Below are 24,060 nucleotides of genomic sequence, written 5' to 3' on the forward strand. Positions count from 1 at the left end.
GGTCCGGAGTGGGTCCGGAGTGGGTCCGGAGTCAGTCCGGACTGCACCTGGGGCGTCCCGGGTCACTCCGCGTGCTCGGCCGCTGCCCGCTCCCCCTTGCTGCGCTCGACGCAGAACTCGTTCCCCTCCGGGTCGGCCAGGACCGCCCACCCCAGGCCGTCCGGGCGGCGCTGGTCGTCGACGAGGGTGGCGCCGAGGGCGAGGAGGCGCTCGACCTCCTCCTCGCGGGTGCGGTCCTCCGGCTGGAGGTCGAGGTGGATCCGGTTCTTCACCGACTTCTTCTCCGGCACCTGGATGAAGAGCAGGCCCGCGCCCGGCGACTCCACCAGTACTTCGGTGTCGCCCGGCCGGTCGTCGTCGGAGAGCTTGGAGTCGAGGACCTGGGCCCAGAAGCCGCCCAGGGCGTAGGCGTCGGCGCAGTCGATGGTGATGTGGCGTACGAGAGAGCTCATCCGGTCACTATCGCCCGCGGGGAACGCTTCTGACCATCCGTTTTCTCACGGTCGTCCGCCGTCCCGTACAGGCCACTCGATCGTGCGCGGGCTCAGTGCCGCGGGCGGTTCCTCTCCAGCTCCTCGATGTCCGCGAGCATGGCGTCGGCCAGGTCGCGCTCGGCGGCGTAGTACCGCTCGGCCCACTTGAGGGTGAGCAGCGGGTACGCCCAGGAGGCGTCGGCCCCGGCGTCGGCGACGTCCGCCTCGGCGCGCAGCCGCATGGTCTCGGCGTGCTCCCGGTGTCCGGCGAGGATCTCGCGGGTCCGCTCGGGTTCGAGGAGGTGCCCGAGCCAGAGGCGCAGCATCGGCCCGTGCTTGAGGACCGGCGGGTCGAGGGGGGCGGTGCGCGCCCAGGCCCGGACGGCGGCGAGGCCCTCGTCGGTGATGCGGTAGACGCGCTTGTCTCGGGAGCCGGACTCGGGGGCGACCAGGCGGGAGGTGGCGTAGCCGGCCGCCTCCAGGCGCTTGAGCTCGGCGTAGATCTGGCTGAAGGACGGGCTCCAGTAGAAGAGGCCGAGCGAGCGGTCGGACCACTTCTTCAGGTCGTAGCCGGACAACTCCCGCCCGAAGGAGAGCAGTCCGAGCACGGCCCAGCTGGTCGCGGGCAGCGCGGGCACCTTCTCGTCGTCCACCACGGTGGGCAGTCTACGGCTCTCTTCCCTCCTCTCCCTATGCCTGCTAGAAGTATTTCGATTAGGCATAGAGCCGATCGGTTTCGGGAGGAGCTCCCCGTGAAGTTCTCGATGATCTTCGAAGCACAGCTCGTCGACCCCACCCCCGCCCGCGAACAGCAGGTCATCCACGACTGCGTCGAACAGGCCGTCCACGCCGAGGAGATGGGCTTCGACCGCATCTGGGCGGTCGAACACCACTCCCTCACCCAGTACGCCCACATGAGCGCGTCCGAGATCTTCCTGACCTGGGTCGCCGCCCGCACGCGCACCATCCGGATCGGCCACGGCGTGGTGACCCTGCCCTTCGGCTACCAGCACCCGGTGCGGGTGGCCGAGCGCACCGCCATGCTCGACGTGCTCTCCGGCGGCCGGGTCGACATCGGCGCCGGCCGTGGCGCGACCCGGCAGGAGACCCGCATGTTCGGCGTGGACCCGGCCGACACCCGGCCGCAGATGGAGGAGGCCCTGCGGATCCTCGCCGCCGCCTGGCGCGAGCCGGAGTTCGAGTGGCACGGCTCCCTCGACATCGGCCCCGGCGCCGTCCTGCCCCGGCCCGTGCAGGGCCCGCACCCGCCGCTCTTCATGGCCTGCTCGCAGCACGACTCCCTCAAGCGTGCCGCCGAACTCGGCATCGGCGCCCTGGTGATGGGCTTCGCCGGCGCCGACGACGTCCGCGCGATGCGCGAGGCGTACGACGAGGCCATCGCCGCACGGGACGGCTCTCAGCTGGTGTCCACCGAGGTCAACGACCACTTCTCCGCGCTCTGCCCGACGATCGTCCTGGACGACGCCGCCCGCGCCCTGCGCCTGGGCACCCGCGGCCAGCGCTTCTTCGCCGAGTCCATCGCCCACTGGTACGGCGGCGCCCCCGCGCCCACCGGATACGCCGAGGACGAGGACCACGCCGGAGCCCTCGCGCAGGAGCGGCGGGAGCTGGTCGCCCGGCTGCACGAGGCGAACATCCCGGCCCGGCCCGTCGACACCGGCACCTACAACACCGACCACGCCTACGGGGACGCGGACACCGCCATCGCCTACGTCGAACGGCTGCGGCGGATCGGTGTCGACGAGGTCATGTGCCTGATCCAGATGGGGACCGTGCCGCAGGAGGTCTGCATGGAGACCATCCGGCAGTGGGGCGAGAAGGTCATCCCGCACTTCCGCACGCCGGCGGCCGCCGCGTGAGCCGGCTCGACGGCCGGACCGTCGTGGTGACCGGCGCGGCCCGCGGGCAGGGCGCCGCCGAGGCGCGGCTGCTCGTCGCGGCGGGCGCGCGGGTGGTCCTCACCGACGTACGCGAGGAGGAGGGCCGCGCGGTCGCCGCGGAGCTGGGGCCGGCGGCGCTCTTCGTGCGGCACGACGTGACCTCGGCCGAGGAGTGGCGGGCCGTGACGGACGCCGCGCTCGGCACGTACGGGCGGCTCGACGGCCTGGTCAACAACGCGGCCCTGTGGCGGACCGCGCCCGTGGAGTCGGAGACGTACGAGAACTTCGAGCTCCTGCTGCGGGTCAACCTCCTCGGCCCCTTCCTCGGCATGCGGGCGGTGCTCCCGGCGCTGCGCGCGGCGGGCGGGGGCTCGGTCGTGAACGTGTCGTCGACGGCCGGTCTCGTCGGTGTCCCGGGCCACGCGGCCTACGGGGCGGGCAAGTTCGGGCTGCGCGGGCTCAGCCGCTCGGCGGCCCGGGACCTCGCCCCGTACGGCGTCCGCGTCAACTCGGTGCATCCCGGCGCCGTCGACACCCCGATGACGGCGGCGGTCGCGGACCGGGACTGGTCGCACGTGCCGCTCGGCCGGATGGGCCGGCCCGAGGAGGTCGGCGAGCTGGTCGCCTACCTGCTGTCCGACGCCGCATCGTACGTGACGGGCGCCGAGTTCACCGTGGACGGAGGGCTCACCGCATGACGGCCGACCCCCTGACCCCGGGCGCCCGCGCCCTGTGCGACGCCCTGTCGGCCGGCTTCCCCCGTCCCGGGGCGGGCGCGGCGGCGCTGCGGGCGGCGGCGCGGGCGCACCTGGGCGCGCTCCCGCCGGGCGCCACGGACACGGAGGCGGGCGGCGTCCCGGTGCGCGTGTACGCGGGGGCGGCCGGGCTCGTCGTCGTCTTCGCGCACGGCGGCGGCTGGGTGCTGTGCGACCTGGACACCCACGACCGGCTGTGCCGCGCGCTCGCCTCCCGCACCGGGGCGACCGTCGTCTCGGTCGGCTACCGGCGCGCGCCCGAGCACCGCTTCCCGGCGGCCGAGGACGACGTGTACACGGCCCTGGGGTGGGCGGCGGCCCGGTACCCGGGGCGTCCGCTGGTCCTGGCCGGCGACTCCAGCGGCGGCAACCTCGCCGCGGCCGCCGCCCTGCGCGCCCGCGGTCCCGGCGGGCCCGAGGTCGCCGGGCAGCTCCTGTTCTACCCGGTTCTGGACCACCGTCTGGCCGGGGCGTCGGCGGAGACGTACGCGGAGGGCTTCTTCCACACGACGGCCCACATGCGCTGGTACTGGGAGCAGTACGTGGGCCCCGGCGGCGACCCGGCGCCCGCCTCGCCCGGTCTGGCGCCCGACGTCGCCGGCCTTCCGCCGGCCCTGTTCGTCCTCGCCGACTGCGACCCGCTGCGCGACGAGGGCCTCGCCTACGCCCGCCGCCTGTCCGCCGCGGGCGTCCCGGCGCAGGTCCGCGTCCACACCGGCATGTTCCACGGCTTCCTCGGCGGCGCGGGCGTGCTGCCGGAGGCGGACGAGGCCCTGGACGGGGCGGCGGACTGGCTGGGGCGGCTGACCGACCGAGGAGCTGGTCGACCGGGGGGCTGATCTGCCGAGGGGCTGACCGAACACAGGGGCTGACCTGCTGAGGGTCTGACCGACCGAGGGGCCGACCGGCGCTCCCGGGCACCGCAGCGGCCTCGGAGCGGCGCTTCGCGGGTCCCCGCAACGAGCACCGGCGCCCTACCCAGTCGTCCGGTCGGGGACATTCGGGGGGCGCCGCGCTCAGTTCCGCACGTCGTTGTACGGGACGTTCTCGGGGGGTCCGGCCGGTCAGACCGTCAGGGAACGGTCCGTCGGACGGATGGGGGCCGGCAGGGAGCTGGCGCCCGTCAGGCGGCGGTCCACGCCACGGGCGGCCGAGCGGCCCTCGGCGATGGCCCAGACGATCAGCGACTGGCCACGGCCGGCGTCGCCGGCGACGAAGACACCATCGACGTTGGTGGCGAAGTCCGCGTCACGGGCGATGTTACCCCGCGCGTCGAGGTCCAGACCAAACTGCGCCACCAGGCCGTTCTCCACGTCCGTGCCGGTGAAGCCCATGGCGAGGGTGACCAGCTCGGCGGGGATCTTCCGCTCGGTGCCCGGCTTCTGGGTCAGCTTGCCGTCGACGAACTCGACCTCGACCAGGTGCAGGAAGCGGACGTTGCCCTCCTCGTCGCCCTCGAAGTGGGTGGTGGAGACGGAGTAGACCCGCTCGCCGCCCTCCTCGTGGGCCGAGGTGACCTTGTAGAGCATGGGGAAGGTCGGCCAGGGCTGGCCCGGGTTCCGCTCCTCGCCCGGCTTGGGCATGATCTCCAGCTGGGTCACGGAGGCCGCGCCCTGACGGTGCGCCGTGCCGACGCAGTCCGCGCCGGTGTCGCCGCCGCCGATGACGACCACGTGCTTGCCCTCGGCGGAGATCGGCGAGGAGACGAAGTCGCCCTCGACGACCTTGTTGGCGAGCGGCAGGTACTCCATCGCCTGGTACACGCCCTTGAGCTCCCGGCCCGGGACGGGCAGGTCGCGGGCGGTGGTGGCGCCGGCGGCGACGACCACCGCGTCGAACCGCTTGCGCAGGTCCGTCGCGGTGAGGTCGCGGCCGATCTCGATGCCGGTGCGGAACTTGGTGCCCTCCGCGCGCATCTGCTCGATGCGGCGGTTGATGTGCCGCTTCTCCATCTTGAACTCGGGGATGCCGTAGCGCAGCAGTCCGCCGATGCGGTCGGCCCGCTCGTACACGACCACGGTGTGGCCGGCCCGGGTCAGCTGCTGGGCGGCGGCGAGACCCGCCGGGCCGGAGCCGATGACCGCGACGGTCTTGCCGGACAGGCGCTCGGGGGCCTGCGGCCGGACGTCGCCGCCGTCCCACGCCTTGTCGATGATCGAGACCTCGACGTTCTTGATGGTCACGGCCGGCTGGTTGATGCCGAGCACGCACGCCGCCTCGCACGGAGCCGGGCACAGGCGGCCGGTGAACTCCGGGAAGTTGTTGGTGGCGTGCAGCCGCTCCGACGCCGCCGACCAGTCCTCGCGGTAGGCGTAGTCGTTCCACTCGGGGATGAGGTTCCCCAGCGGGCAGCCGTTGTGGCAGAACGGGATGCCGCAGTCCATGCAACGGCCGGCCTGCTTGCTGATGATCGGCAGCAGGGAGCCGGGGACGTAGACCTCGTTCCAGTCCTTGACTCGCTCGCCCACCGGCCGGGTCTTGGCGACCTCGCGCCCGGTGGTCAGGAAGCCCTTGGGGTCAGCCATGGGTCGCCGCCTCCATCATCTTCTCGGTGGTCTCGGCCTCGGAGAGACCGGCGAGCTCAGCGGCGTCCTTGGCGGCGAGCACTGCCTTGTACGTGGTGGGGATGATCTTGCTGAACCGGTCCGCGTGGGCGGGCCAGTCGGCCAGCAGCTTCTGGGCGACGGTCGAGCCGGTCTCCTCGGCGTGGCGGCGCACGACGTCGTGCAGCCACGCCTTGTCGGTGTCCGACAGGGCCTCGACGGCACCCAGGTTGCCGGAGTTGACGTTGTTCCGGTCGAGGTCGATCACGTAGGCGACGCCGCCCGACATGCCGGCCGCGAAGTTGCGCCCGGTCTCGCCGAGGACGACCGCCGTGCCGCCGGTCATGTACTCGCAGCCGTGGTCGCCCACGCCCTCCGAGACGACCAGCGCGCCGGAGTTGCGGACGCAGAAGCGCTCGCCGGTGCGGCCGCGCAGGAACAGCTCGCCGCCGGTCGCACCGTACGCGATGGTGTTGCCCGCGATGGTGGAGTACTCGGCCAGGTGGTCGGCGCCGCGGTCCGGGCGGACCACGACCCGGCCGCCGGAGAGGCCCTTGCCGACGTAGTCGTTGGCGTCGCCCTCCAGGCGGAGGGTGACACCGGCCGGCAGGAAGGCGCCGAAGGACTGGCCGGCGGAACCGGTGAAGGTGATGTCGATGGTGTCGGCGGGCAGGCCCGCGCCACCGAACTTCTTCGTCACCTGGTGGCCGAGCATGGTGCCGACGGTCCGGTTGATGTTGCGGATCGGGACCTGGGCGCGGACCGGCTGGGCGGCCTCGGCGGACTCGGCGCCCAGGGCCTCGGCGGCGAGCTCGATCAGCTCGTTGTCGAGGGCCTTCTCCAGGCCGTGGTCCTGCTCGACCAGGGCGTGGCGGACCGCGCCCTCGGCCAGCTCGGGCACGAAGAACAGCGGCTCCAGATCCAGGCCCTGCGCCTTCCAGTGGGAGACCGCACGGCTGGTGTCGAGGAGCTCGGCGTGGCCGACCGCCTCCTCCAGGGTGCGGAAGCCCAGCTCGGCGAGGAGCTCGCGGACCTCTTCGGCGATGAACTCGAAGAAGTTGACGACGAACTCGGGCTTGCCCGAGAAGCGGTCGCGCAGCACCGGGTTCTGGGTGGCGATGCCGACCGGGCAGGTGTCCAGGTGGCAGACGCGCATCATGACGCAGCCGGAGACCACGAGCGGCGCGGTGGCGAAGCCGAACTCCTCGGCACCGAGGAGCGCGGCGATGACCACGTCGCGGCCGGTCTTGAGCTGGCCGTCGGTCTGGACGACGATCCGGTCGCGCAGGCCGTTGAGCAGCAGGGTCTGCTGGGTCTCGGCGAGGCCGAGCTCCCAGGGGCCGCCCGCGTGCTTCAGCGAGGTGAGCGGGGAGGCGCCGGTGCCGCCGTCGTGGCCGGAGATCAGCACGACGTCCGCGTGGGCCTTGGACACACCGGCCGCGACCGTGCCGACGCCGACCTCGGAGACCAGCTTCACGTGGATGCGGGCCGCCGGGTTGGCGTTCTTGAGGTCGTGGATCAGCTGGGCCAGATCCTCGATGGAGTAGATGTCGTGGTGCGGCGGCGGGGAGATCAGGCCGACGCCGGGCGTCGAGTGACGCGTCTTGGCGACCCACGGGTAGACCTTGTGGCCGGGCAGCTGCCCGCCCTCGCCGGGCTTGGCGCCCTGGGCCATCTTGATCTGGATGTCGTCCGCGTTGACCAGGTACTCGCTGGTGACGCCGAAGCGGCCGGAGGCGACCTGCTTGATCGCGGAGCGGCGCTCCGGGTCGTAGAGGCGGTCCGGGTCCTCGCCGCCCTCACCGGTGTTGGACTTGCCGCCCAGCTGGTTCATCGCGATGGCGAGGTTCTCGTGGGCCTCGCGCGAGATGGAGCCGTACGACATGGCGCCGGTGGAGAAGCGCTTGACGATCTCGGAGACCGGCTCGACCTCGTCGAGGGGGATCGACGGGCGGTCGGTGCCGAAGCCGAACAGGCCGCGGAGCGTCATGAGGCGCTCGGACTGCTCGTTCACCCGCTCCGTGTACTGCTTGAAGATGTCGTACCGCTTGGAGCGCGTGGCGTGCTGCAGGCGGAAGACCGTCTCCGGGTCGAACAGGTGCGGCTCGCCCTCACGGCGCCACTGGTACTCGCCGCCGATGTCCAGGGCGCGGTGCGCCGAGGGGATGCCGGTGGCGGGGTACGCCTTGGCGTGGCGGGCGGCGACCTCCTTGGCGACGACGTCGAGGCCGGCGCCGCCGATCTTGGTGGCGGTGCCGTTGAAGTACTGCTCGACGAAGGCGGCGTCGAGGCCGACGGCCTCGAAGACCTGCGCGCCGCGGTAGGAGGCGACCGTGGAGATGCCCATCTTGGACATGACCTTGAGGACGCCCTTGCCCAGCGCGTAGATCAGGTTGCGGATGGCCTGCTCGGCCTCCAGGCCCTCGATGAAGGTGCCGGCCCGGACCAGGTCCTCGACGGACTCCATGGCCAGGTACGGGTTGACCGCGGCGGCGCCGTAGCCGATGAGGAGGGCCACGTGGTGGACCTCGCGGACGTCGCCGGCCTCGACCAGCAGGCCCACCTCGGTGCGCTGCTTGGTGCGGATGAGGTGGTGGTGGACGGCCGCGGTGAGCAGCAGCGACGGGATCGGCGCGTGCTCGGCGTCGGAGTGCCGGTCGGACAGGACGATCAGGCCGGCACCGCCCTCGATCGCCGTGTCGGCCTCGGCGCAGATCTCCTCGATGCGGGCGGCCAGCGCGTCGCCGCCGCCGGAGACCCGGTAGAGGCCGGAGAGCGTCGCGGCCTTCATGCCGGGCATGTCGCCGTCGGCGTTGATGTGGATGAGCTTGGCCAGCTCGTCGTTGTCGATCACCGGGAAGGGCAGCGTGACGCTGCGGCAGGACGCGGCGGTCGGGTCGAGCAGGTTGCTGCCGGGGCCGAGCGAGGAGCGCAGCGAGGTCACGAGCTCTTCGCGGATGGCGTCCAGCGGCGGGTTGGTGACCTGCGCGAACAGCTGGGTGAAGTAGTCGAAGAGCAGCCGGGGCCGCGCGGACAGGGCCGCGATGGGCGAGTCGGTGCCCATGGAGCCGATCGGCTCGGCGGCACTGCGGGCCATCGGGGCGACGATGACGCGGAGCTCTTCCTCGGTGTAGCCGAAGGTCTGCTGGCGGCGGGTGACCGAGGCGTGGGTGTGCACGATGTGCTCGCGCTCGGGGAGGTCGGAGAGCTCGATCTCGCCGGTCTCCAGCCACTCCGCGTACGGCTGCTCGGCGGCGAGGGCGGCCTTGATCTCGTCGTCCTCGATGATGCGGTGCTCGGCGGTGTCGACGAGGAACATCTTGCCGGGCTGCAGGCGGCCCTTGCGGACGACCTTGGCGGGGTCGATGTCGAGGACGCCGACCTCGGAGGAGAGCACGACGAGGCCCTCGTCGGTGACCCAGTAGCGGCCGGGGCGCAGACCGTTGCGGTCGAGGACCGCGCCGACCTGGACGCCGTCGGTGAAGGTGACGCAGGCCGGGCCGTCCCAGGGCTCCATCAGGGTGGAGTGGTACTGGTAGAACGCGCGCCGGGCCGGGTCCATGGAGTCGTGGTTCTCCCACGCCTCGGGGACCATCATCAGGACCGCGTGCGGGAGGGAACGGCCGCCGAGGTGGAGCAGCTCCAGGACCTCGTCGAAGGAGGCGGAGTCGGAGGCGTCCGGCGTACAGACCGGGAAGATCCGCTCGATGCCCCGGCCGTCGGCGCCGCTGCCGAAGACGTCGCCGGCGAGCTGGGCCTCGCGGGCCGTCATCCAGTTGCGGTTGCCCTTGACCGTGTTGATCTCGCCGTTGTGCGCGACGAAGCGGTACGGGTGGGCGAGCGGCCAGCTCGGGAAGGTGTTGGTGGAGAACCGGGAGTGGACCAGGGCCACGGCGGTGGCGCAGCGACGGTCCGACAGGTCCGGGAAGAAGGGCTCCAGCTGGCCGGTGGTCAGCATGCCCTTGTAGACGATCGTGCGGGCGGAGAGCGACGGGAAGTAGGTCCCGGCCTCGCGCTCGGCGCGCTTGCGCAGGACGAAGGCCTTGCGGTCCAGCGCGATGCCGCTGTTCTCGCCGTCGGCGACGAAGAGCTGGCGGAAGACCGGCATGGTGGCGCGGGCGGAGGCGCCGAGCAGCTCGGGGGCGACGGGGACCTCGCGCCAGCCGAGGACGTTCAGACCCTCCTCGGACGCGATCGTCTCGATCCGCGAGACGGCCTGTGCGGAGCCGTCGGCGGGGAGGAAGGCGATGCCGACGGCGTACGCGCCGGCTTCGGGGAGCTCGAACCCGGCCACCTCGCGCAGGAACGCGTCGGGGACCTGGAAGAGGATTCCGGCGCCGTCCCCGGAGTCGGGCTCGGAGCCGGTGGCGCCTCGGTGCTCGAGGTTGCGCAGTACGGTCAGCGCCTGCTCGACCAGCGCGTGGCTGGCTACACCGGTGAGGGTGGCCACGAACCCGACACCGCAGGCGTCGTGTTCGTTACGGGGGTCGTACATCCCCTGCGGGGCGGGGCGACCGTCCATGGGCGACCAGGCGTCGGAACGCATCGGCTCTCCCGTCGTCGTCGTGGCATATGCAGCAGCCGAGGGACGACGTTGGCCCTCCGCGAAATTTCGTGCAGGTTACATGATGGCTGGCTTCTCGGAAAGTGGATAGCTCATTCCAGCATGCGGACACCGCGCGTGCGAGCGGTGGCAATGATCCAGCGGTGGGACATGGGAACTGAAGGGCTCCCATGGCTCCCATGGGGGGGGGACGGATCGAGATTTCCGGGGGTCTTCCGCGACCCGTCACAGAGCGGGCCTCATTGCCCGCGGCGCTTACGCCTCATGCCCGGTGGTCAGGCTTTCGAAACCGCCGGGTAACCGGCTAGTTATGTGGCGCTGCGCATAGTGTCTCACCGGAACGGTGGATCCGCTCCGGGAGATACGTCACAGAGACAGGGGCCCTCGGTCGTGTCTTCGGACATGCGAAAGGCCCCCGGGTCAGGGACCGGGGGCCTTCGCAACACGTGCGGGGCGGGCGGGGCCTACAAGGCGGCGCCGAAGAGCATGCCGAGCCCGTACGTGAGGGCGGCGGCGGCGCCACCGAGGACGAGCTGGCGCAGGCCGCTGAACCACCAGCTGCGGGCGGTGACCCGGGCGACCAGGGCGCCGCAGGCGAAGAGCCCGAGGAGCGCGAGCAGCACGGCCGGCCACAGCGCGGTCGCGCCGAGCAGGAACGGCAGCACGGGCAGCAGGGCGCCGAGCGCGAACGAGCCGAACGACGACACCGCGGCGACCATCGGCGACGGCAGGTCGTCGGGGTCGATGCCCAGCTCCTCGCGGGCGTGGATCTCCAGCGCCTGCTCCGGGTCCCGGGACAGCTGCATGGCGACCTCGCGGGCGAGTCCGGGCTCGACGCCACGGGAGACGTAGAGCGCGGCCAGCTCCTCCATCTCGTCGACCGGGTGCTTGCGCAACTGACGGCGCTCCACGTCGAGTTCGGCCTGGACCAGCTCGCGCTGCGAGGCGACCGAGGTGTACTCGCCGGCGGCCATCGAGAAGGCGCCGGCCGCGAGACCGGCGAGGCCGGTGATCACGACGGTCTGCGTGGAGACGGCGCCGCCGACGACACCGGTCATGAGGGCGAGGTTGGAGACGAGTCCGTCCATCGCGCCGAAGACCGCCGGGCGCAGCCAGCCGCCGTTGACGTCACGGTGGCTGTGGTTGTCGCGGTGGGCCTCGTGGAGCGGTGCGACGGCTTCGATGATGGACATGCTTCTCCCCTGTCTTTCCAGCGGGTTCGGCACGCCCGCCCCCTTCGACATCATCGAAAATACGCCCGATGTAAGGGTCGCGCCAGCAAGGCAGGCCGTACTTACTAAGGCTCGCTTTACTGAGGCAACCCTGCCTGACCTGCTGTCACCCGGGTGACAGAAACGTTTCCTTGGAGGGTCGGACCCCCTCGCGTGGCAGGCATTCGGGCGAGCGCGAGAGGGGAGCGAACATGATCGGCGAGACGGTGTGTGACATCCGGGAGCGCGCGAGGGGCGCGCTGCTCGGACTCGCGGTGGGCGACGCGCTCGGCGCGCCCGCCGAGAACCTGCGCCCCTCGGAGATCCGGCGCCGGTGGGGCCGGATCGAGGGCTTCGTGACGGACCGCCCCGCGGGCACGGACGACACCGAGTACGCCATCTTCTCCGGCCTGCTGCTCGCCCGGCACGGCTCGGCGCTGACCGTCGCCCACGTGGAACGGGCCTGGCACCACTGGATCGCCGACCTCGACGAGGGCCCGTTCCGCGGCGCCGGCTTCTCCGAGCGCGGCACCCTGGAGAACCTGCGCCGGGGCCTGGCCGCCCCCATCTCCGCCCAGCACCGGCACGCCTGGAGCGACGGTCTCGCCATGCGGGCCGCACCCTTCGGGGTCTTCGCGGCGGGCCGCCCCGCCGAGGCGGCCCGCCTGGTCGCCATCGACGGGAGCGTCAGCCACGAGGGCGAGGGCATCTACGGCGGCCAGGCCGTCGCCGCGGGCGTCGCGGCGGCGATGGGCGGCGCCTCGGTCACCTCGGTGATCGCGGCGGCCCTGTCCGTCGTCCCGATGGACTCCTGGACGGCCCGTTCGATGCGGCGCGCGGTGGTCGCGGCGCAGCGCGTCCAGCCCGACCCGCTGACCCGCGAGCGCACGGTCCGCTCGGCGGTCGTCATCGGCGGCTACCCCTGGACGGACCTGGCCCCCGAGGCCGTCGCCCTCGCCTTCGGCGCCTTCGCCGCCGCCCGCGGCGACTTCCGCACCGCGGTCCTGACCGCCGTCAACATGGGCCGCGACGCCGACACGACGGCTGCCGTGGCAGGCGCCCTGGCCGGCGCGTCGGGCGGCCTCGCCGCCGTCCCGGAGGAATGGTCCACCGCCATCAGCCCGGTCACCGGCAGCTGCCTGCCGTCGATGCGGGGGTACCACGTGCTGGACATCGCGGACTTGCTGACACCGGAGGAGGACGCCCTATGAGTGGTGACACGACGCTGGCAGCCGGAGACAGGCCGGCGGCCCCGGGGAACAGGCCGACGGCCCCGGGGGACAGGGCGGCAGCCCCGGGGGACAGGGCGGCGGCGGGCCACGCCGCCCCGGACCCCGCTCCCGAGAACCCGCCCCCCGTACGCCGCCGCGCACGACGCGCCCCCGTGCTGGGCACCCGGAGCCCCGCGTCCCGCGCCAGGGCGACGCGCCGCGACACCGTCGAGGGCCTCCTCCTGGGCCTGGCCGCGGGCGACGCCGCCGGCTGGCCGGCCGCCCGGCACCGCGCCTCCCGCATGCCCGAATGGACCCGTCGTCTCACCCGCGAACTCGACACCTTCGCCGAACAGAACGCGACGACCACCCTCCCCGTCCCCATCGCCCTCAACCAGCCCCCCGAGCCCCTCCGCCTCGGCCCCTCCGACGACGCCGAATGGGCGGTGTTCACCGCCGAGGCCCTGCTCGCGTCCGCGGGCCCGCTCTTCGCCTCCCTGCCGCCCGAGCGCCGGCTGCGCGCCGCCGTCGACATGGCCTGGAACGCGCTCGCCAGCCAGGTCGCAGCCGCCGCCGACCGCGCCCCCGAGGTCGAGTCCGCCGTCCTTCCCCTCCGCGCCCGGATCTCGGTCCGGGCCGGGCTCGGCAACCTCGCCGCCGGTCTCCGCCCGCCCGCCACCGGCCACGACAACCCGCACTACTTCGACGACGCGGCCTGCGTACGCGCCGCCGTACTCGCCCTGGTGCACCCCGGCGACCCGGCCGCCGCCGCCGAACTCGCCGAGTTCGACGCCCGCTACACGCAGGACGGCGACGGCGTGCACGGCGCCCGGGCGATGGCCGCGGCCACGGCGGCCGCCGTCGGCGGGGCCACGCCCGACGAGGCCGTGGCGGCGGCCCTGGCACAGCTGCCGCCCGCCACCGAGATCGGCCGCAACGGCCGGTACGCCGTGGAGCTGGCCCGCACCGCGGCCTCCGCGTTCGAGCTCGTGCCGCTCCTGGAGCACCGGATCGTCGACCACGTGTACAGCTACGGCATCGCCGCCGCCGAGACCGTGCCGGTCGCCCTCGCGCTGACCGTCGCCGCGCGCGGCGAGATCGCCGTCGCCGTACCGGCCGCGGCCTGTCTGTCGCGGGTCGCCGACTCGGCCCCCGCGCTCGTGGGCGCGCTCACCGGCGCGCTGGGCGGCGGCGGTTCGGTCCCGGCGACCTGGCGGGAGGCCTGCCGCACGCTCGCGGGCTGCGCGCTGCCCCGGCTCGCGGGCACCGACCTGGTGGAACTCGCCGGTCTCCTCGGAGCCACGGAACCGGCCGACCCGGGTGGACAATTCCGACATGACACCCACTCTGGATGACCGGATCACCGGCAGCCTCATCGGTGCCGCCGTCGGCGACGCCCTCGGCGGCCCCGTCGAGGGCTACACGCCCGCCCAGATCCTGGAACGCCACGGCGGCCGCGTCACCGGCATCGTCGGCCCCTGGAACGGCGAGGCCTGGCGCACGGCGCGCCCCCTCGCGCCGTACCACAAGGGCGACGGGCACGTCACCGACGACACCTTGATGACCCACGCCCTGATCAGGGTGTACGTGAAGGTCCGCGACCACCTCGACGCGTACGCCGTCGCCGAGCACCTGGTCCCCGAACTCATGGGCCGCCCCGTGTGGATCCCCGAGCTGGAGGCGGAGGCCCTCCCCCTCCAGCGGGTGTTCCTCGCCGAGAAGTGGATCGTGACCCGGCTCCACTACGCCCACGCCGACCCGCGCGAGGCCGGCACCGGCAACATCGTCAACTGCGGCGCGGCGATGTACATGGCCCCGGTCGGCCTGGTGAACGCGGCGAACCCGGCGGGAGCCTACGCCGAGGCGCTCGACCTGGCCGGCGCCCACCAGTCCTCGTACGGCCGGGAGGCGGCCGGCGTCTTCGCGGCGGCGGTCGCCGCGGCCTGCGTCCCGGGCGCCACCCCGCGCTCGGTCGTCGACGCGGCGCTGGCGCTCGCCAAGGACGGCACCCGCGCGGCGATCCACGCGGTCGCCGAAGTGGCCGACGCCTACCGGGACTTCGAGTCCGCACTCGATCCGCTGCGCCGTGCGGTCGCCCCGTACGACTCCGTCGGCCCCGACTACCGCGCCCCCTCCCTCGACGCCCGCCGCCCTTCCCGGGTCCACGCGATCGAGGAACTGCCCGTCGCCCTCGGGATGCTGCTCGTCGGCGCGGGCGACTACCGGCGGACGGTGCTGGGTGCGGTCAACTACGGGCGGGACTGCGACTCGATCGCCACGATGGCGGGCGCGATCAGCGGCGCCCTCGGCGGCGAGGCGGTGGTCCCCGCGGAGTGGGCGAAGCGGGTGGCGGAGGCCAGCCGTCTCGACCTGCACGCCCCGGCGACCGCCCTGGCCGCGGTCTCCCGTGAGATCCACACCCGCGACACCGCCCGCCGCCGCGCCCACGAGTCGGCCTACGCGGCCCTGACGGGCCCGGCCCGATGACGACCGCCGAAGCCGGGGCACCGGCCCGGACCCGTGCACCCGCCGGACCGGCGGCGGACCCGTCCGGCGCGGCCGCCGCCCCGCTGCGGCTGACCTGGGTGCAGCCCGAGGACCTGGTCGGGCACGAGCTGCGCCAGGCCGCGGAGGACGGGCGCGACGCCACGGAACTCGCCGCCCGCTGGTACGCGGCCGGCGGCCCCCCGGCCCCACGGACCTCCGGGGCGTCCCCCGGCACCCGCCCCGGACTACGCCCCTTGGCCGAGGAGATCCTGGACGCCCTGGCCGCGCTCCCCTCCCCCCTGGCCACCCGCGAACCGACCGCCCTCGCCGCCATCGTGGCGGCCTGCCCGGACTGGCCCGCGCGGCCGGACCGGACCGCCCGGCCGGACCGGCTGGGCAGTGCGGGAGGTGCGAGCGGCGCGGAAGGTGCGAGCGGCGCGGGAGAGTCCGACGGGCGGCCCCGCCCGGTGCCGCCGCCGGACTCGCCCGACGGCGCCCTGCTCTCCCGTCTGCACGCCGCCTGGCTCGGCCGGGCCGTCGGCTGTCTGCTCGGCAAGCCCGTGGAGAAGCTGCCCCTGGACGCGATCCGGGCCCTCGCCCGCGCCACCGGCAACTGGCCGCTCGCCGACTGGTTCACCGCCCGCGGCGTACCCGCCGCCCTGCTCGCCGCGCACCCCTGGAACCGGCGCTCCGCCCCCACCTCCCTCGCCGAGAACATCGCCGGGATGCCCGAGGACGACGACCTCGACTACCCGCTCCTGGCGCTGCTCCTGCTCCGCCGCCACGGCCGGGAGTTCAGCACCGCCGACGTCGCCCGGCTCTGGCTCGACGAACTGCCGGCCGGCCGTACGTTCACCGCCGAGCGGATCGCCTACCGCAATCTGCTCGACGGCGTCGAACCCCCGCTGACCGCCGTCCGCCGCAACCCGTTCCGGGAGTGGATCGGCGCCCAGATCCGCGCCGACGTGCACGGCTGGACCCACCCGGGTGACCCGGCCGCCGCAGCCCGCCAGGCGTACCGGGACGCGGTGCTCAGCCACACCGGCAACGGCGTCTACGGCGCCCTGTTCGTCGCCGCCACCCTCGCCACCGCCGCCACCGGCACCGCCGACGTGCACGCGTCCCTGGCGTCCGGACTGGCCGTCGTACCACCGGAGTCGCGGCTGGCCGAGGCGGTCCGGTACGGCATCGCCGCCGCCCGCGGCGCCCGGACGCCCCACGCCTTCGACTCGGTCGTGGACCGGCTCCACGCCCAGTACGGCGGGTATCACTGGGTGCATGCCGTCCCCAACGCCGCGCTGCTCGCCGCCGCCCTCACCCACGCCGACGGCGACTTCACGCGCTCCGTCTGCGCGGCCGTCTCGGGCGGCTGGGACACCGACTCCAACGGCGCCACGGCCGGCTCCGTCGCCGGTCTGCTCGCCGGCCACCCGGACCGGCTCCCCGCCCACTGGACCTCCCCCCTCGAGAACCGCCTCTCCACCTCGGTGCCGTCCTTCGACGGCATCGGCTTCGACACCCTGGCCGCACTGACGCACTCGGAGGCCGTACGCCCATGACCAGCATCGTCGTGCTCGGCAGCACGAACATGGACCTCGTGGCCTATGTGCCCAGGGCCCCCGCCCGCGGCGAGACCGTGACCGGCCGCGAGTTCCGCACCGTCCCCGGCGGCAAGGGCGCCAACCAGGCCGTCGCCGCCGCCCGGGCCGGTGCCGAGGTGTCGATGATCGGCGCGGTCGGCGCCGACGACTTCGGCGCCCGGCTCCGGTCGGCGCTCGAACACAGCGGCGTCGACACCGACCTGCTGCGCACCGTCGAGGGCCCCTCCGGCACCGCGCACATCGTCGTCGACGACGAGGGCGGCAACGCGATCGTCGTCGTCCCCGGCGCCAACGGCACCGTCACCTCCCTGAGCCACGGCGACGAGGCCCTGATCGGCACCGCCGACGCCCTGCTCCTCCAGCTCGAACTCCCCCTCCCCGTCGTCGTCGAGGGCGCCCGCACCGCCCGCGGCCTCGGCGTGCGCACCGTCCTCACGCCCGCCCCGGCCCGGGCCCTGCCCGCCGAACTCCTCGCCGCGACGGACCTGTTGGTACCCAACGAGCACGAGGCCGCCGCCCTCACCGGTCACACCGAGCCGCACGCCGCCGCGCAGGCCCTGCTGCGGTTCGTCCCGGAGGTGGTGATCACCCTCGGCGCCACCGGCTGCCTGTACGCCACGCGCGGCGCCGAGCCGGTCACCGTGCCCGCGCCCCGCGTCCGGGCGGTGGACACCACCGCCGCCGGCGACACCTTCGTCGGCACGCTGGCCGTCGCCCTCACCGAGGGCCGGCCCGCACCGGAGGCGCTCGCCTGGGCGTCGGCCGCCGCCGCGCTCTCCGTCCAGCGCCCGGGCGCGTCCACCTCGATGCCGTACCGCTCCGAGATCGAGGCGGCGGCCGGCGAACCGGAGGCCGACCGCACATGACCGCCGCCGACCCGCACGCCACCACCGCTCCCGCCCCGCCCCTGCGCGGACTGCGCGTCCTCGACCTCGCCACCCTCTTCGCCGGTCCGCTCGCCGCGATGATGCTCGGCGACTTCGGCGCCGACGTGATCAAGGTCGAGCACCCCCGGCGGCCCGACCCCTCGCGCGGCCACGGCCCGGCGAAGGACGGCGTCGGCCTGTGGTGGAAGGTCCTCGGCCGCAACAAGCGGACGATGACCCTCGACCTGTCCACCCCCGGCGGCCGCGACACCCTGCTGCGGCTCGCCACCGACGCCGACGTGATCGTGGAGAACTTCCGCCCCGGCACCCTGGAGCGCTGGGACCTCGGCTGGGACGAGCTGTCCACCGTCAACCCGCGCCTCGTGCTCGCCCGGGTCACCGGCTTCGGCCAGTTCGGCCCGTACGCCCACCGGCCCGGCTTCGGCACCCTCGCCGAGGCCATGAGCGGCTTCGCCGCCATCACCGGCGAACCCGACGGCCCGCCGACCCTGCCGCCCTTCGGCCTCGCCGACTCGATCGCCGCCCTCGCCACCGCGTACGCGGTGATGACGGCGCTCACCGCCAGGGCCACCACGGGCCGCGGCCAGGTCGTCGACATGGCCATCATCGAACCGATGCTCTCCGTCATCGGACCCCACCCCCTCTGGTACGACCAGCTCGGCTACGTCCAGCCCCGCACCGGCAACCGCTCCCGCAACAACGCCCCGCGCAACACCTACCGGACCGCCGACGGCTCCTGGGTCGCCGTCTCCACCTCCGCCCAGTCCATCGCCGAACGCGTGCTGCGCCTCGTCGGCCGCCCGGAGCTGATCGACGAGCCCTGGTTCGCCGACGGCACCGGCCGGGCCGCGCACGCGGAGCTCCTCGACGAGGCCGTCGGCTCGTGGATCGCCCGCCACACCCGCGACGAGGCCATGGCCGCGTTCGAGAAGGCGGAGGCCGCCATCGCCCCGGTCTACGACGTCCGGGACGTGCTCGCCGACCCCCAGTTCCAGGCGCTCGGCACCGTCACCGAGGTCCCGGACCCCGAGCTCGGCCCGCTCCGCATGCAGAACGTCCTCTTCCGGCTCTCCGAGACCCCCGGCGGAATCCGCTGGGCCGGACGCGGCCACGGCGCCGACACCACCGAACTCCTCACCGAGCTGGGCCTCACCGACGCCGAGATCGACGCCCTGCGCGAGGAGGGAGCCGTATGACGGGCCCCGCCGGGCACGGCGGACTCACCGTCCCGGCCGGGCCGGCGGGTCTCGCGGGCCGGCCCGGTCGCCTCGGGCGCGACGCCCCGCCCGTCCCCCTCACCTGGCTCTACGCCCCCGGCGACCGCCCGTCCGTGGTCCGCAAGGCCCTCGCCTCCGGGGCCGACGTCGTCATCGTGGACCTGGAGGACGCGGTGGCCCCGGACCGCAGGGCCTATGCCCTGGCCGCCACCGCCGAGCTGCTCGCCGAACCCCACCCCGTACCGATCCACGTCCGCATCCACTCCCCCCGTGACATCCCCGCACTGGCACCCCTCCCCGGGATCGTCGCTCTCCGTGTTCCCAAGGTGACACACCCCACTGACATCCAGCGGATCGTCGAGCTCGCCCAGGGCCTCCCGATCTACCCGCTTCTGGAGAACGCCCTGGCCGTGGAGCACGCCTACGCCATCGCCGCCGCGCACCCCTCGGTCCACGGCATCGCCCTCGGCGAGGCGGACCTGCGCGCCGATCTGGGCGTACGGGAGGACAGCGGCCTCGACTGGCCGCGCAGCCGGGTCGTGGTCGCCGCCCGCGCGGCCGCGCTCCCTCCCCCGGTCCAGTCGGTGCACCCGGACGTCCGCGACCTGAACGCGCTCGCCGCGGGATGTGCGCGGGGCCGTGCCATGGGCTTCCTCGGCAGGGCCGCGATCCATCCCCGCCAGCTCCCCGTCATCGCCCGGGCCTACCTGCCCACGCCCGGCGAGGTCGCCGCGGCCGAGGAGGTCGTGAAGGCGGCGGAGACCGAGGAAGGGGCGCTCGCCCTTCCCGACGGACGCTTCGTGGACGCGGCCGTGGTCGAGGGCGCCCGCCGCGTCCTCACCCTCGCGGCCCGTACGGCCTGACGGGCGGGGGGGCCGACGACGCGGAAGGGCCGCCGGGACCGGATGGTCCCGACGGCCCTTCGCCGTGTCGGTCGGTCGGCCGGGTCAGCGCCCGCCCGCGCCGGCCCCGTTGTCCACGCCGTCCTTCGCGGCGGCGTCCTCGGCCGGGGCGTCGGAGGGCTCGTCCTCCGTGGTCCTGCCCGTCTTGCCCTGCGGAGCCCCGTCGGCGGCGGCGTCCTTCGCCGGCGCCTCGTCCGAGCCGGAGTCGGCGTCGGGGGCCTTGTCGCCGCCGTCCGCCTTCTCGCCGACGACGTCGTCGCCCTGCTCCGTGGCGTCGGCCTGGTCGGCCTGGTCGCTCTTCTCGGTCTTGTTCGCCTTCGGCTCCACGATCTCCTCGCGGCCCGGGCGGATCTTCGCCGAGATCACGATGTAGACGACCGCGAGGACGAAGACGATGATCGCCGTCCACACGTTCAGCCGCAGGCCGAGGATGTGGTGGGCCTCGTCGACGCGCAGGTACTCGGTCCAGACGCGGCCCGCGCAGTACGCCGCGACGTACAGCGCGAAGGCGCGGCCGTGGCCCAGCTTGAAGCGGCGGTCGGCCCAGATGACCAGGAGCGCGACGCCGACGCACCACAGCGACTCGTAGAGGAAGGTCGGGTGGTAGAGGCCGGCCTCGCGGTTGGGGCCCGCGGTGATCTTCAGCGCCCAGGGCAGGTCGGTCGGCTTGCCGTAGAGCTCCTGGTTGAACCAGTTGCCCCAGCGTCCGATGGCCTGGGCGAGGGCGATGCCGGGCGCGATGGCGTCCGCGTACGCCGGGAGCGGGATGCCGCGGCGGCGGCAGCCGATCCAGGCGCCGACGGCGCCGAGCGCGATGGCGCCCCAGATACCGAGGCCGCCCTCCCAGATCTTGAAGGCGTCGACCCAGTTCTCACCCTCGCTGAAGTACAGCTGGTAGTCGGTGATCACGTGGTAGAGCCGGCCGCCGACGAGGCCGAAGGGCACGGCCCAGACGGCGATGTCGGCGACGGTGCCGGCGGTGCCGCCCCGGGCGATCCAGCGCTTGTTGCCGAGCCAGACGGCGACGAAGACACCGATGATGATGCAGAAGGCATAGCCGCGCAGCGGGATCGGTCCGAGGTGGATCACGCCGGTCGACGGGCTGGGAATGTAGGCAAGGTCCATGGCAGGTCCGACGCTACCCTGCCGGGCGGGCCGTGCGGCAGCCAGCCCGGCAACTTCTCCGTAACTACCGTGACGGACGAGGTCAGCGGGTGGCGGATCCGGCGGCCGGGGAGGCCGTGCCGGGCTTCTTGCCCTTGTTGGCCTCGGCGACCCACTTCTTCAGGTTCTCCGGGGAGATCTGCTCGTTCCCCTTCGACGGGAAGATCGATTCGCCGTTGAGCAGGACGGACGGGGTGCCGGTGAACTCGCTGGCGCGGAAGGCGTCGTTCGACTTCTTCACCCAGGCGTCGTGCGTGCCGTCCTCCACGCAGCTGCGGAAGGCGGGGGTGTCGAGACCGGGGACCTTCGCGGCGAGCTCGATGAGCTTGCCGTTCTTCGCGTAGGCGTCGTCGGTCTCCTGCGGCTGGTTGATGTAGAGCACGTCGTGGTACTGCGTGAACTTTCCGGCGTCCTGGGCGCAGGCCGCCGCGTTGGCGGCGCGCAGGGAGCCGCTGCCGCCCATGTTCCCGTCGATGAGGGTGGCGAGGTGGTACTCGGCCTTGACCGCGCCCGAGGCCTCCAGCTCGTGGACGGTGTCCCGGAAGAAGTTCTCGAACTGGGCGCAGGCCGGGCAGCGGAAGTCCTCCCAGATCGCGAGCGTGGACGGGGCGTCCGGCCTGCCCTGGGGGATGGCCGGCTTGTCGCCGCCGATGGCCCCGGTGGGGGCGACCACGGGGCCGGCCTTGTCGGAGCTGTCCTTGCCGCCGCTGTTGGCGGCGATCACTCCGACGACCGCGGCCAGGCCGAGGACGCCGACGACCGCGGCCGACACGATGAGGACGCGCCGCTGCTTCTCGCGGGCCTTGTCACGCTGCCGCTGCTGCTGGAGGCGCTCCCGCGCGCTCTGGGTACCGCCATTGTTCTTCTCGCTCACGCCCACAGCAACGAACCGGGGAGGCACCACCGTGCCTCCCCGGTCCGGAATCCACCCGTATGGGTTACGGGGTGCGGCGCACGCCTTCGGCGAGTTCGGCCGCCAGTTCCCTTACGGCGTCGAGTCCGGCGCCCTCGTCGCCGTCGGCGTCGAGGATCCGCTGCACGAAGGCGGAGCCGACGATGACGCCGTCGGCGAAGGCGGCGACCTCCTTCGCCTGCTGCGCGTTCGAGACGCCGAGTCCGACGCAGACGGGCAGGTCGGAGGTGGCCCGGGTGCGGCGGACGAGGTCGGAGGCCTGCGTGCCGACCGACTCGCGGGTGCCGGTGACGCCCATGAGGGAGGCCGCGTAGACGAAGCCGGAGCCGGCCGCGGTGATCGTGGCGAGCCGCTCGTCCCTGCTGCTGGGCGCGACGACGAAGACGGTCGCGAGACCGTGCTTGTCGGCGTGCTCGCGCCAGAGGGCGGACTCCTGGACCGGCAGGTCGGGCAGGATGCAGCCCGCGCCGCCGGCCGCGGCGAGCTCCTCGGTGAAGCGCTCGACGCCGTAGCGGTCGATCGGGTTCCAGTAGGTCATGACGAGGACCGGCTTGCCGGTGGCCTCGTGGGCCTCCTTCACCGTGCGCATGACGTCGACGATCTTGACGCCGCCGCGCAGGGCGATGTCGTCGGCGGTCTGGATGACCGGGCCGTCGAGGACCGGGTCGCTGTGCGGCAGCCCGACCTCGACGACGTCGGCGCCGCCGTCGAAGACCGCCTTGATGGCGGCGATGCCGCCGTCCACGGTCGGGAACCCGGCCGGGAGGTAGGCGATGAGCGCGGCCCGGTTCTCCGACCTGGCCTTGGCCAGGGTGTCGCTGAGCAGCTGAACGTTCCCGGTCACTTGGCGCCCCCCTCGGCTCCGTTGTCGTACAGCCCGAAGTAGCGGGCCGCGGTGTCCATGTCCTTGTCGCCGCGCCCGGAGAGGTTGACGAGGAGCAGGGCGTCCTTGCCGAGCTCCTTGCCGATCTCCAGCGCCCCGGCGAGGGCGTGCGCCGACTCGATGGCCGGGATGATGCCCTCGGTGCGGGAGAGCAGGCGCAGGGCCTGCATGGCGGCGTCGTCGGTGACGGCGCGGTACTCGCCTCGGCCGCTGTCCTTGAGGTAGGCGTGCTCGGGGCCGATGCCGGGGTAGTCGAGTCCGGCGGAGATCGAGTACGGCTCGGTGATCTGGCCCTCGTCGTCCTGGAGGACGTAGGAGCGGGAGCCGTGCAGGATGCCGGGCTCGCCCGCGGTCAGGGTGGCGGCGTGCTCGCCGGTCTCGACGCCGTGGCCGGCCGGCTCGCAGCCGATCAGCCGGACGGAGGCGTCCGGGACGAAGGCGTGGAAGAGCCCGATGGCGTTGGATCCGCCGCCGACGCAGGCGACGGCCGCGTCGGGCAGGCGGCCGGCGCGCTCCAGGATCTGGCGGCGGGCCTCGACGCCGATGACGCGGTGGAAGTCGCGGACCATGGCCGGGAAGGGGTGCGGTCCGGCGACGGTGCCGAAGAGGTAGTGCGTGTTGTCGACGTTCGCGACCCAGTCGCGGAACGCCTCGTTGATGGCGTCCTTGAGGGTGCGGCTGCCGGACTTCACGGCGATGACCTCGGCGCCGAGCATGCGCATGCGGGCCACGTTGAGGGCCTGGCGCTGGGTGTCGATCTCGCCCATGTAGATGGTGCAGTCGAGGCCGAACAGGGCGCAGGCGGTGGCCGTGGCCACGCCGTGCTGGCCGGCGCCGGTCTCGGCGATCACGCGGGTCTTGCCCATGCGCTTGGTGAGCAGGGCCTGCCCGAGCACGTTGTTGATCTTGTGCGAGCCGGTGTGGTTGAGGTCCTCGCGCTTGAGGAAGACGCGGGCGCCGCCGGCGTGCTCGGCGAAGCGCGGGACCTCCGTGAGGGCGCTGGGGCGGCCGGTGTAGTTGACCATCAGGTCGTTGAGCTCGCGGGCGAACTCGGGGTCGGCCTTGGCCTTGTCGTACTCGACCGCGACCTCGTCGACGGCGGCGACGAGGGCCTCGGGGATGAACTTGCCGCCGTAGGCGCCGAAGTAGCCCTCGGGAGAGGGGATCCGACCCTCCGGGTCGGGAATGAAGAACTCGCTGGACATGCGGTTGCTCCTCGCGGGGCGGGTGCCCCGGGTACGCGTGCTGATGATGGTCACGGTATGCGCGCGACCCCCTCCCACACGCCGCCCTCGCCGACGGGCTCCCGCCCGCCCCGTTCGTGGGCTCGCGCCCCGCCCGTTGGGGG

At 73.6% G+C, this 24,060-nt stretch carries 19 protein-coding genes; 10 read left to right on the forward strand and 9 right to left on the reverse strand.

All coding sequences use genetic code 11. The annotated features are described in order from the left end of the window. Positions 1-62: 62 nt before the first annotated feature. Together OG309_RS09655 and OG309_RS09660 are read right to left on the reverse strand one after the other, a co-directional pair. A complete protein-coding gene (locus OG309_RS09655) occupies positions 63-452 on the reverse strand; it encodes a VOC family protein (RefSeq protein WP_329419768.1) in 390 nt (129 codons plus the stop codon). A gap of 92 nt (positions 453-544) precedes the next feature. Beyond that, entirely contained in the window at positions 545-1,129 is a 585-nt protein-coding gene (locus tag OG309_RS09660; RefSeq protein ID WP_329419769.1) for a helix-turn-helix transcriptional regulator, read from the reverse strand. Between the two features lie 96 nt (positions 1,130-1,225). Here OG309_RS09660 and OG309_RS09665 point away from each other — a divergent pair, with 96 nt between their 5' ends. From OG309_RS09665 to OG309_RS09675, 3 genes are read left to right on the forward strand one after another with little or no spacing between them, the layout of a single operon-like run. Next, positions 1,226-2,353, forward strand: a complete 1,128-nt coding sequence (locus OG309_RS09665) for an LLM class flavin-dependent oxidoreductase (protein ID WP_329419770.1) — start codon at positions 1,226-1,228, stop codon at positions 2,351-2,353. Then, positions 2,350-3,072, forward strand: coding sequence for a glucose 1-dehydrogenase (locus OG309_RS09670; protein ID WP_329419772.1), 723 nt, complete (start codon positions 2,350-2,352; stop codon positions 3,070-3,072). The genes OG309_RS09665 and OG309_RS09670 overlap by 4 nt, the downstream gene beginning before the upstream one ends. Beyond that, positions 3,069-3,968 (forward strand): alpha/beta hydrolase, encoded by a 900-nt coding sequence (locus tag OG309_RS09675; protein ID WP_329419774.1) that lies wholly within the window; start codon positions 3,069-3,071, stop codon positions 3,966-3,968. Before OG309_RS09670 ends, OG309_RS09675 begins: the two co-directional genes overlap by 4 nt. A 225-nt stretch (positions 3,969-4,193) precedes the next feature. On the opposite strand, the gene OG309_RS09680 is transcribed toward OG309_RS09675, so the two are convergent. The 3 genes from OG309_RS09680 to OG309_RS09690 all read right to left on the reverse strand — a co-directional run bounded on the left by OG309_RS09680 (position 4,194) and on the right by OG309_RS09690 (position 11,429). Then, on the reverse strand, positions 4,194-5,654 hold the full coding sequence (locus OG309_RS09680; RefSeq protein ID WP_329419775.1) for a glutamate synthase subunit beta: 1,461 nt from the start codon (positions 5,652-5,654) through the stop codon (positions 4,194-4,196). Then, positions 5,647-10,218 carry a glutamate synthase large subunit gene (gene gltB / locus OG309_RS09685; protein ID WP_329419776.1) on the reverse strand — a complete coding sequence of 1,524 codons (4,572 nt, stop codon included), beginning with the start codon at positions 10,216-10,218 and terminating at the stop codon, positions 5,647-5,649. The genes OG309_RS09680 and gltB overlap by 8 nt, the downstream gene beginning before the upstream one ends. Positions 10,219-10,700: 482 nt before the next feature. Next, positions 10,701-11,429 (reverse strand): VIT1/CCC1 transporter family protein, encoded by a 729-nt coding sequence (locus OG309_RS09690; RefSeq protein ID WP_329419778.1) that lies wholly within the window; start codon positions 11,427-11,429, stop codon positions 10,701-10,703. Positions 11,430-11,659: 230 nt separating this feature from the next. Here OG309_RS09690 and OG309_RS09695 point away from each other — a divergent pair, with 230 nt between their 5' ends. Genes OG309_RS09695 through OG309_RS09725 form a run of 7 tightly spaced genes read left to right on the forward strand, consistent with a single transcriptional unit; the run spans position 11,660 to position 19,713 of the window. After that, positions 11,660-12,658: an ADP-ribosylglycohydrolase family protein gene (locus OG309_RS09695; protein ID WP_329419779.1), complete on the forward strand. Its 999-nt coding sequence runs from the start codon at positions 11,660-11,662 to the stop codon at positions 12,656-12,658. Further along, complete coding sequence (locus OG309_RS09700; RefSeq protein ID WP_329419780.1) at positions 12,655-14,013, forward strand: ADP-ribosylglycohydrolase family protein; 1,359 nt, start codon at positions 12,655-12,657, stop codon at positions 14,011-14,013. Before OG309_RS09695 ends, OG309_RS09700 begins: the two co-directional genes overlap by 4 nt. After that, positions 13,994-15,145: an ADP-ribosylglycohydrolase family protein gene (locus tag OG309_RS09705; protein WP_329419782.1), complete on the forward strand. Its 1,152-nt coding sequence runs from the start codon at positions 13,994-13,996 to the stop codon at positions 15,143-15,145. The genes OG309_RS09700 and OG309_RS09705 overlap by 20 nt, the downstream gene beginning before the upstream one ends. After that, positions 15,142-16,704, forward strand: a complete 1,563-nt coding sequence (locus OG309_RS09710; protein ID WP_329419784.1) for an ADP-ribosylglycohydrolase family protein — start codon at positions 15,142-15,144, stop codon at positions 16,702-16,704. The genes OG309_RS09705 and OG309_RS09710 overlap by 4 nt, the downstream gene beginning before the upstream one ends. Continuing rightward, a complete protein-coding gene (rbsK, locus tag OG309_RS09715) occupies positions 16,701-17,612 on the forward strand; it encodes a ribokinase (RefSeq protein ID WP_329419786.1) in 912 nt (303 codons plus the stop codon). Before OG309_RS09710 ends, rbsK begins: the two co-directional genes overlap by 4 nt. After that, the gene (locus tag OG309_RS09720; protein WP_329419787.1) at positions 17,609-18,829 is read left to right on the forward strand and encodes a CaiB/BaiF CoA transferase family protein; all 1,221 of its coding nucleotides are present in this window, start codon (positions 17,609-17,611) and stop codon (positions 18,827-18,829) included. The genes rbsK and OG309_RS09720 overlap by 4 nt, the downstream gene beginning before the upstream one ends. Then, positions 18,826-19,713 (forward strand): HpcH/HpaI aldolase/citrate lyase family protein, encoded by an 888-nt coding sequence (locus OG309_RS09725; protein WP_329419789.1) that lies wholly within the window; start codon positions 18,826-18,828, stop codon positions 19,711-19,713. The genes OG309_RS09720 and OG309_RS09725 overlap by 4 nt, the downstream gene beginning before the upstream one ends. 84 nt (positions 19,714-19,797) lie before the next feature. Here OG309_RS09725 and lgt read toward each other — a convergent pair whose 3' ends face one another. From lgt to trpB, 4 genes are all read right to left on the reverse strand, one after another. Then, a complete protein-coding gene (gene lgt, locus OG309_RS09730; protein WP_329419790.1) occupies positions 19,798-20,877 on the reverse strand; it encodes a prolipoprotein diacylglyceryl transferase in 1,080 nt (359 codons plus the stop codon). Positions 20,878-20,959: 82 nt separating this feature from the next. Beyond that, on the reverse strand, positions 20,960-21,790 hold the full coding sequence (locus OG309_RS09735; protein ID WP_329419791.1) for a DsbA family protein: 831 nt from the start codon (positions 21,788-21,790) through the stop codon (positions 20,960-20,962). Between the two features lie 64 nt (positions 21,791-21,854). Continuing rightward, entirely contained in the window at positions 21,855-22,673 is an 819-nt protein-coding gene (gene trpA, locus OG309_RS09740) for a tryptophan synthase subunit alpha (protein ID WP_329419793.1), read from the reverse strand. Further along, the gene (trpB, locus tag OG309_RS09745; RefSeq protein ID WP_329419794.1) at positions 22,670-23,917 is read right to left on the reverse strand and encodes a tryptophan synthase subunit beta; all 1,248 of its coding nucleotides are present in this window, start codon (positions 23,915-23,917) and stop codon (positions 22,670-22,672) included. The genes trpA and trpB overlap by 4 nt, the downstream gene beginning before the upstream one ends. Positions 23,918-24,060 lie beyond the last annotated feature (143 nt).

Source organism: Streptomyces sp. NBC_01268 (genome assembly GCF_036240795.1).
In the GTDB taxonomy this organism is placed as follows: domain Bacteria; phylum Actinomycetota; class Actinomycetes; order Streptomycetales; family Streptomycetaceae; genus Streptomyces.

Coding starts and splice junctions, on each gene's coding strand:
- OG309_RS09655 (WP_329419768.1), bottom strand. CDS start 452: ATGAGCTCTCTCGTACGCCACATCACCATCGACTGCGCCGACGCCTAC.
- OG309_RS09675 (WP_329419774.1), top strand. CDS start 3,069: ATGACGGCCGACCCCCTGACCCCGGGCGCCCGCGCCCTGTGCGACGCC.
- OG309_RS09680 (WP_329419775.1), bottom strand. CDS start 5,654: ATGGCTGACCCCAAGGGCTTCCTGACCACCGGGCGCGAGGTCGCCAAG.
- gltB (WP_329419776.1), bottom strand. CDS start 10,218: ATGCGTTCCGACGCCTGGTCGCCCATGGACGGTCGCCCCGCCCCGCAG.
- OG309_RS09690 (WP_329419778.1), bottom strand. CDS start 11,429: ATGTCCATCATCGAAGCCGTCGCACCGCTCCACGAGGCCCACCGCGAC.
- OG309_RS09695 (WP_329419779.1), top strand. CDS start 11,660: ATGATCGGCGAGACGGTGTGTGACATCCGGGAGCGCGCGAGGGGCGCG.
- OG309_RS09700 (WP_329419780.1), top strand. CDS start 12,655: ATGAGTGGTGACACGACGCTGGCAGCCGGAGACAGGCCGGCGGCCCCG.
- OG309_RS09705 (WP_329419782.1), top strand. CDS start 13,994: ATGACACCCACTCTGGATGACCGGATCACCGGCAGCCTCATCGGTGCC.
- OG309_RS09710 (WP_329419784.1), top strand. CDS start 15,142: ATGACGACCGCCGAAGCCGGGGCACCGGCCCGGACCCGTGCACCCGCC.
- rbsK (WP_329419786.1), top strand. CDS start 16,701: ATGACCAGCATCGTCGTGCTCGGCAGCACGAACATGGACCTCGTGGCC.
- OG309_RS09720 (WP_329419787.1), top strand. CDS start 17,609: ATGACCGCCGCCGACCCGCACGCCACCACCGCTCCCGCCCCGCCCCTG.
- OG309_RS09725 (WP_329419789.1), top strand. CDS start 18,826: ATGACGGGCCCCGCCGGGCACGGCGGACTCACCGTCCCGGCCGGGCCG.
- lgt (WP_329419790.1), bottom strand. CDS start 20,877: ATGGACCTTGCCTACATTCCCAGCCCGTCGACCGGCGTGATCCACCTC.
- trpB (WP_329419794.1), bottom strand. CDS start 23,917: ATGTCCAGCGAGTTCTTCATTCCCGACCCGGAGGGTCGGATCCCCTCT.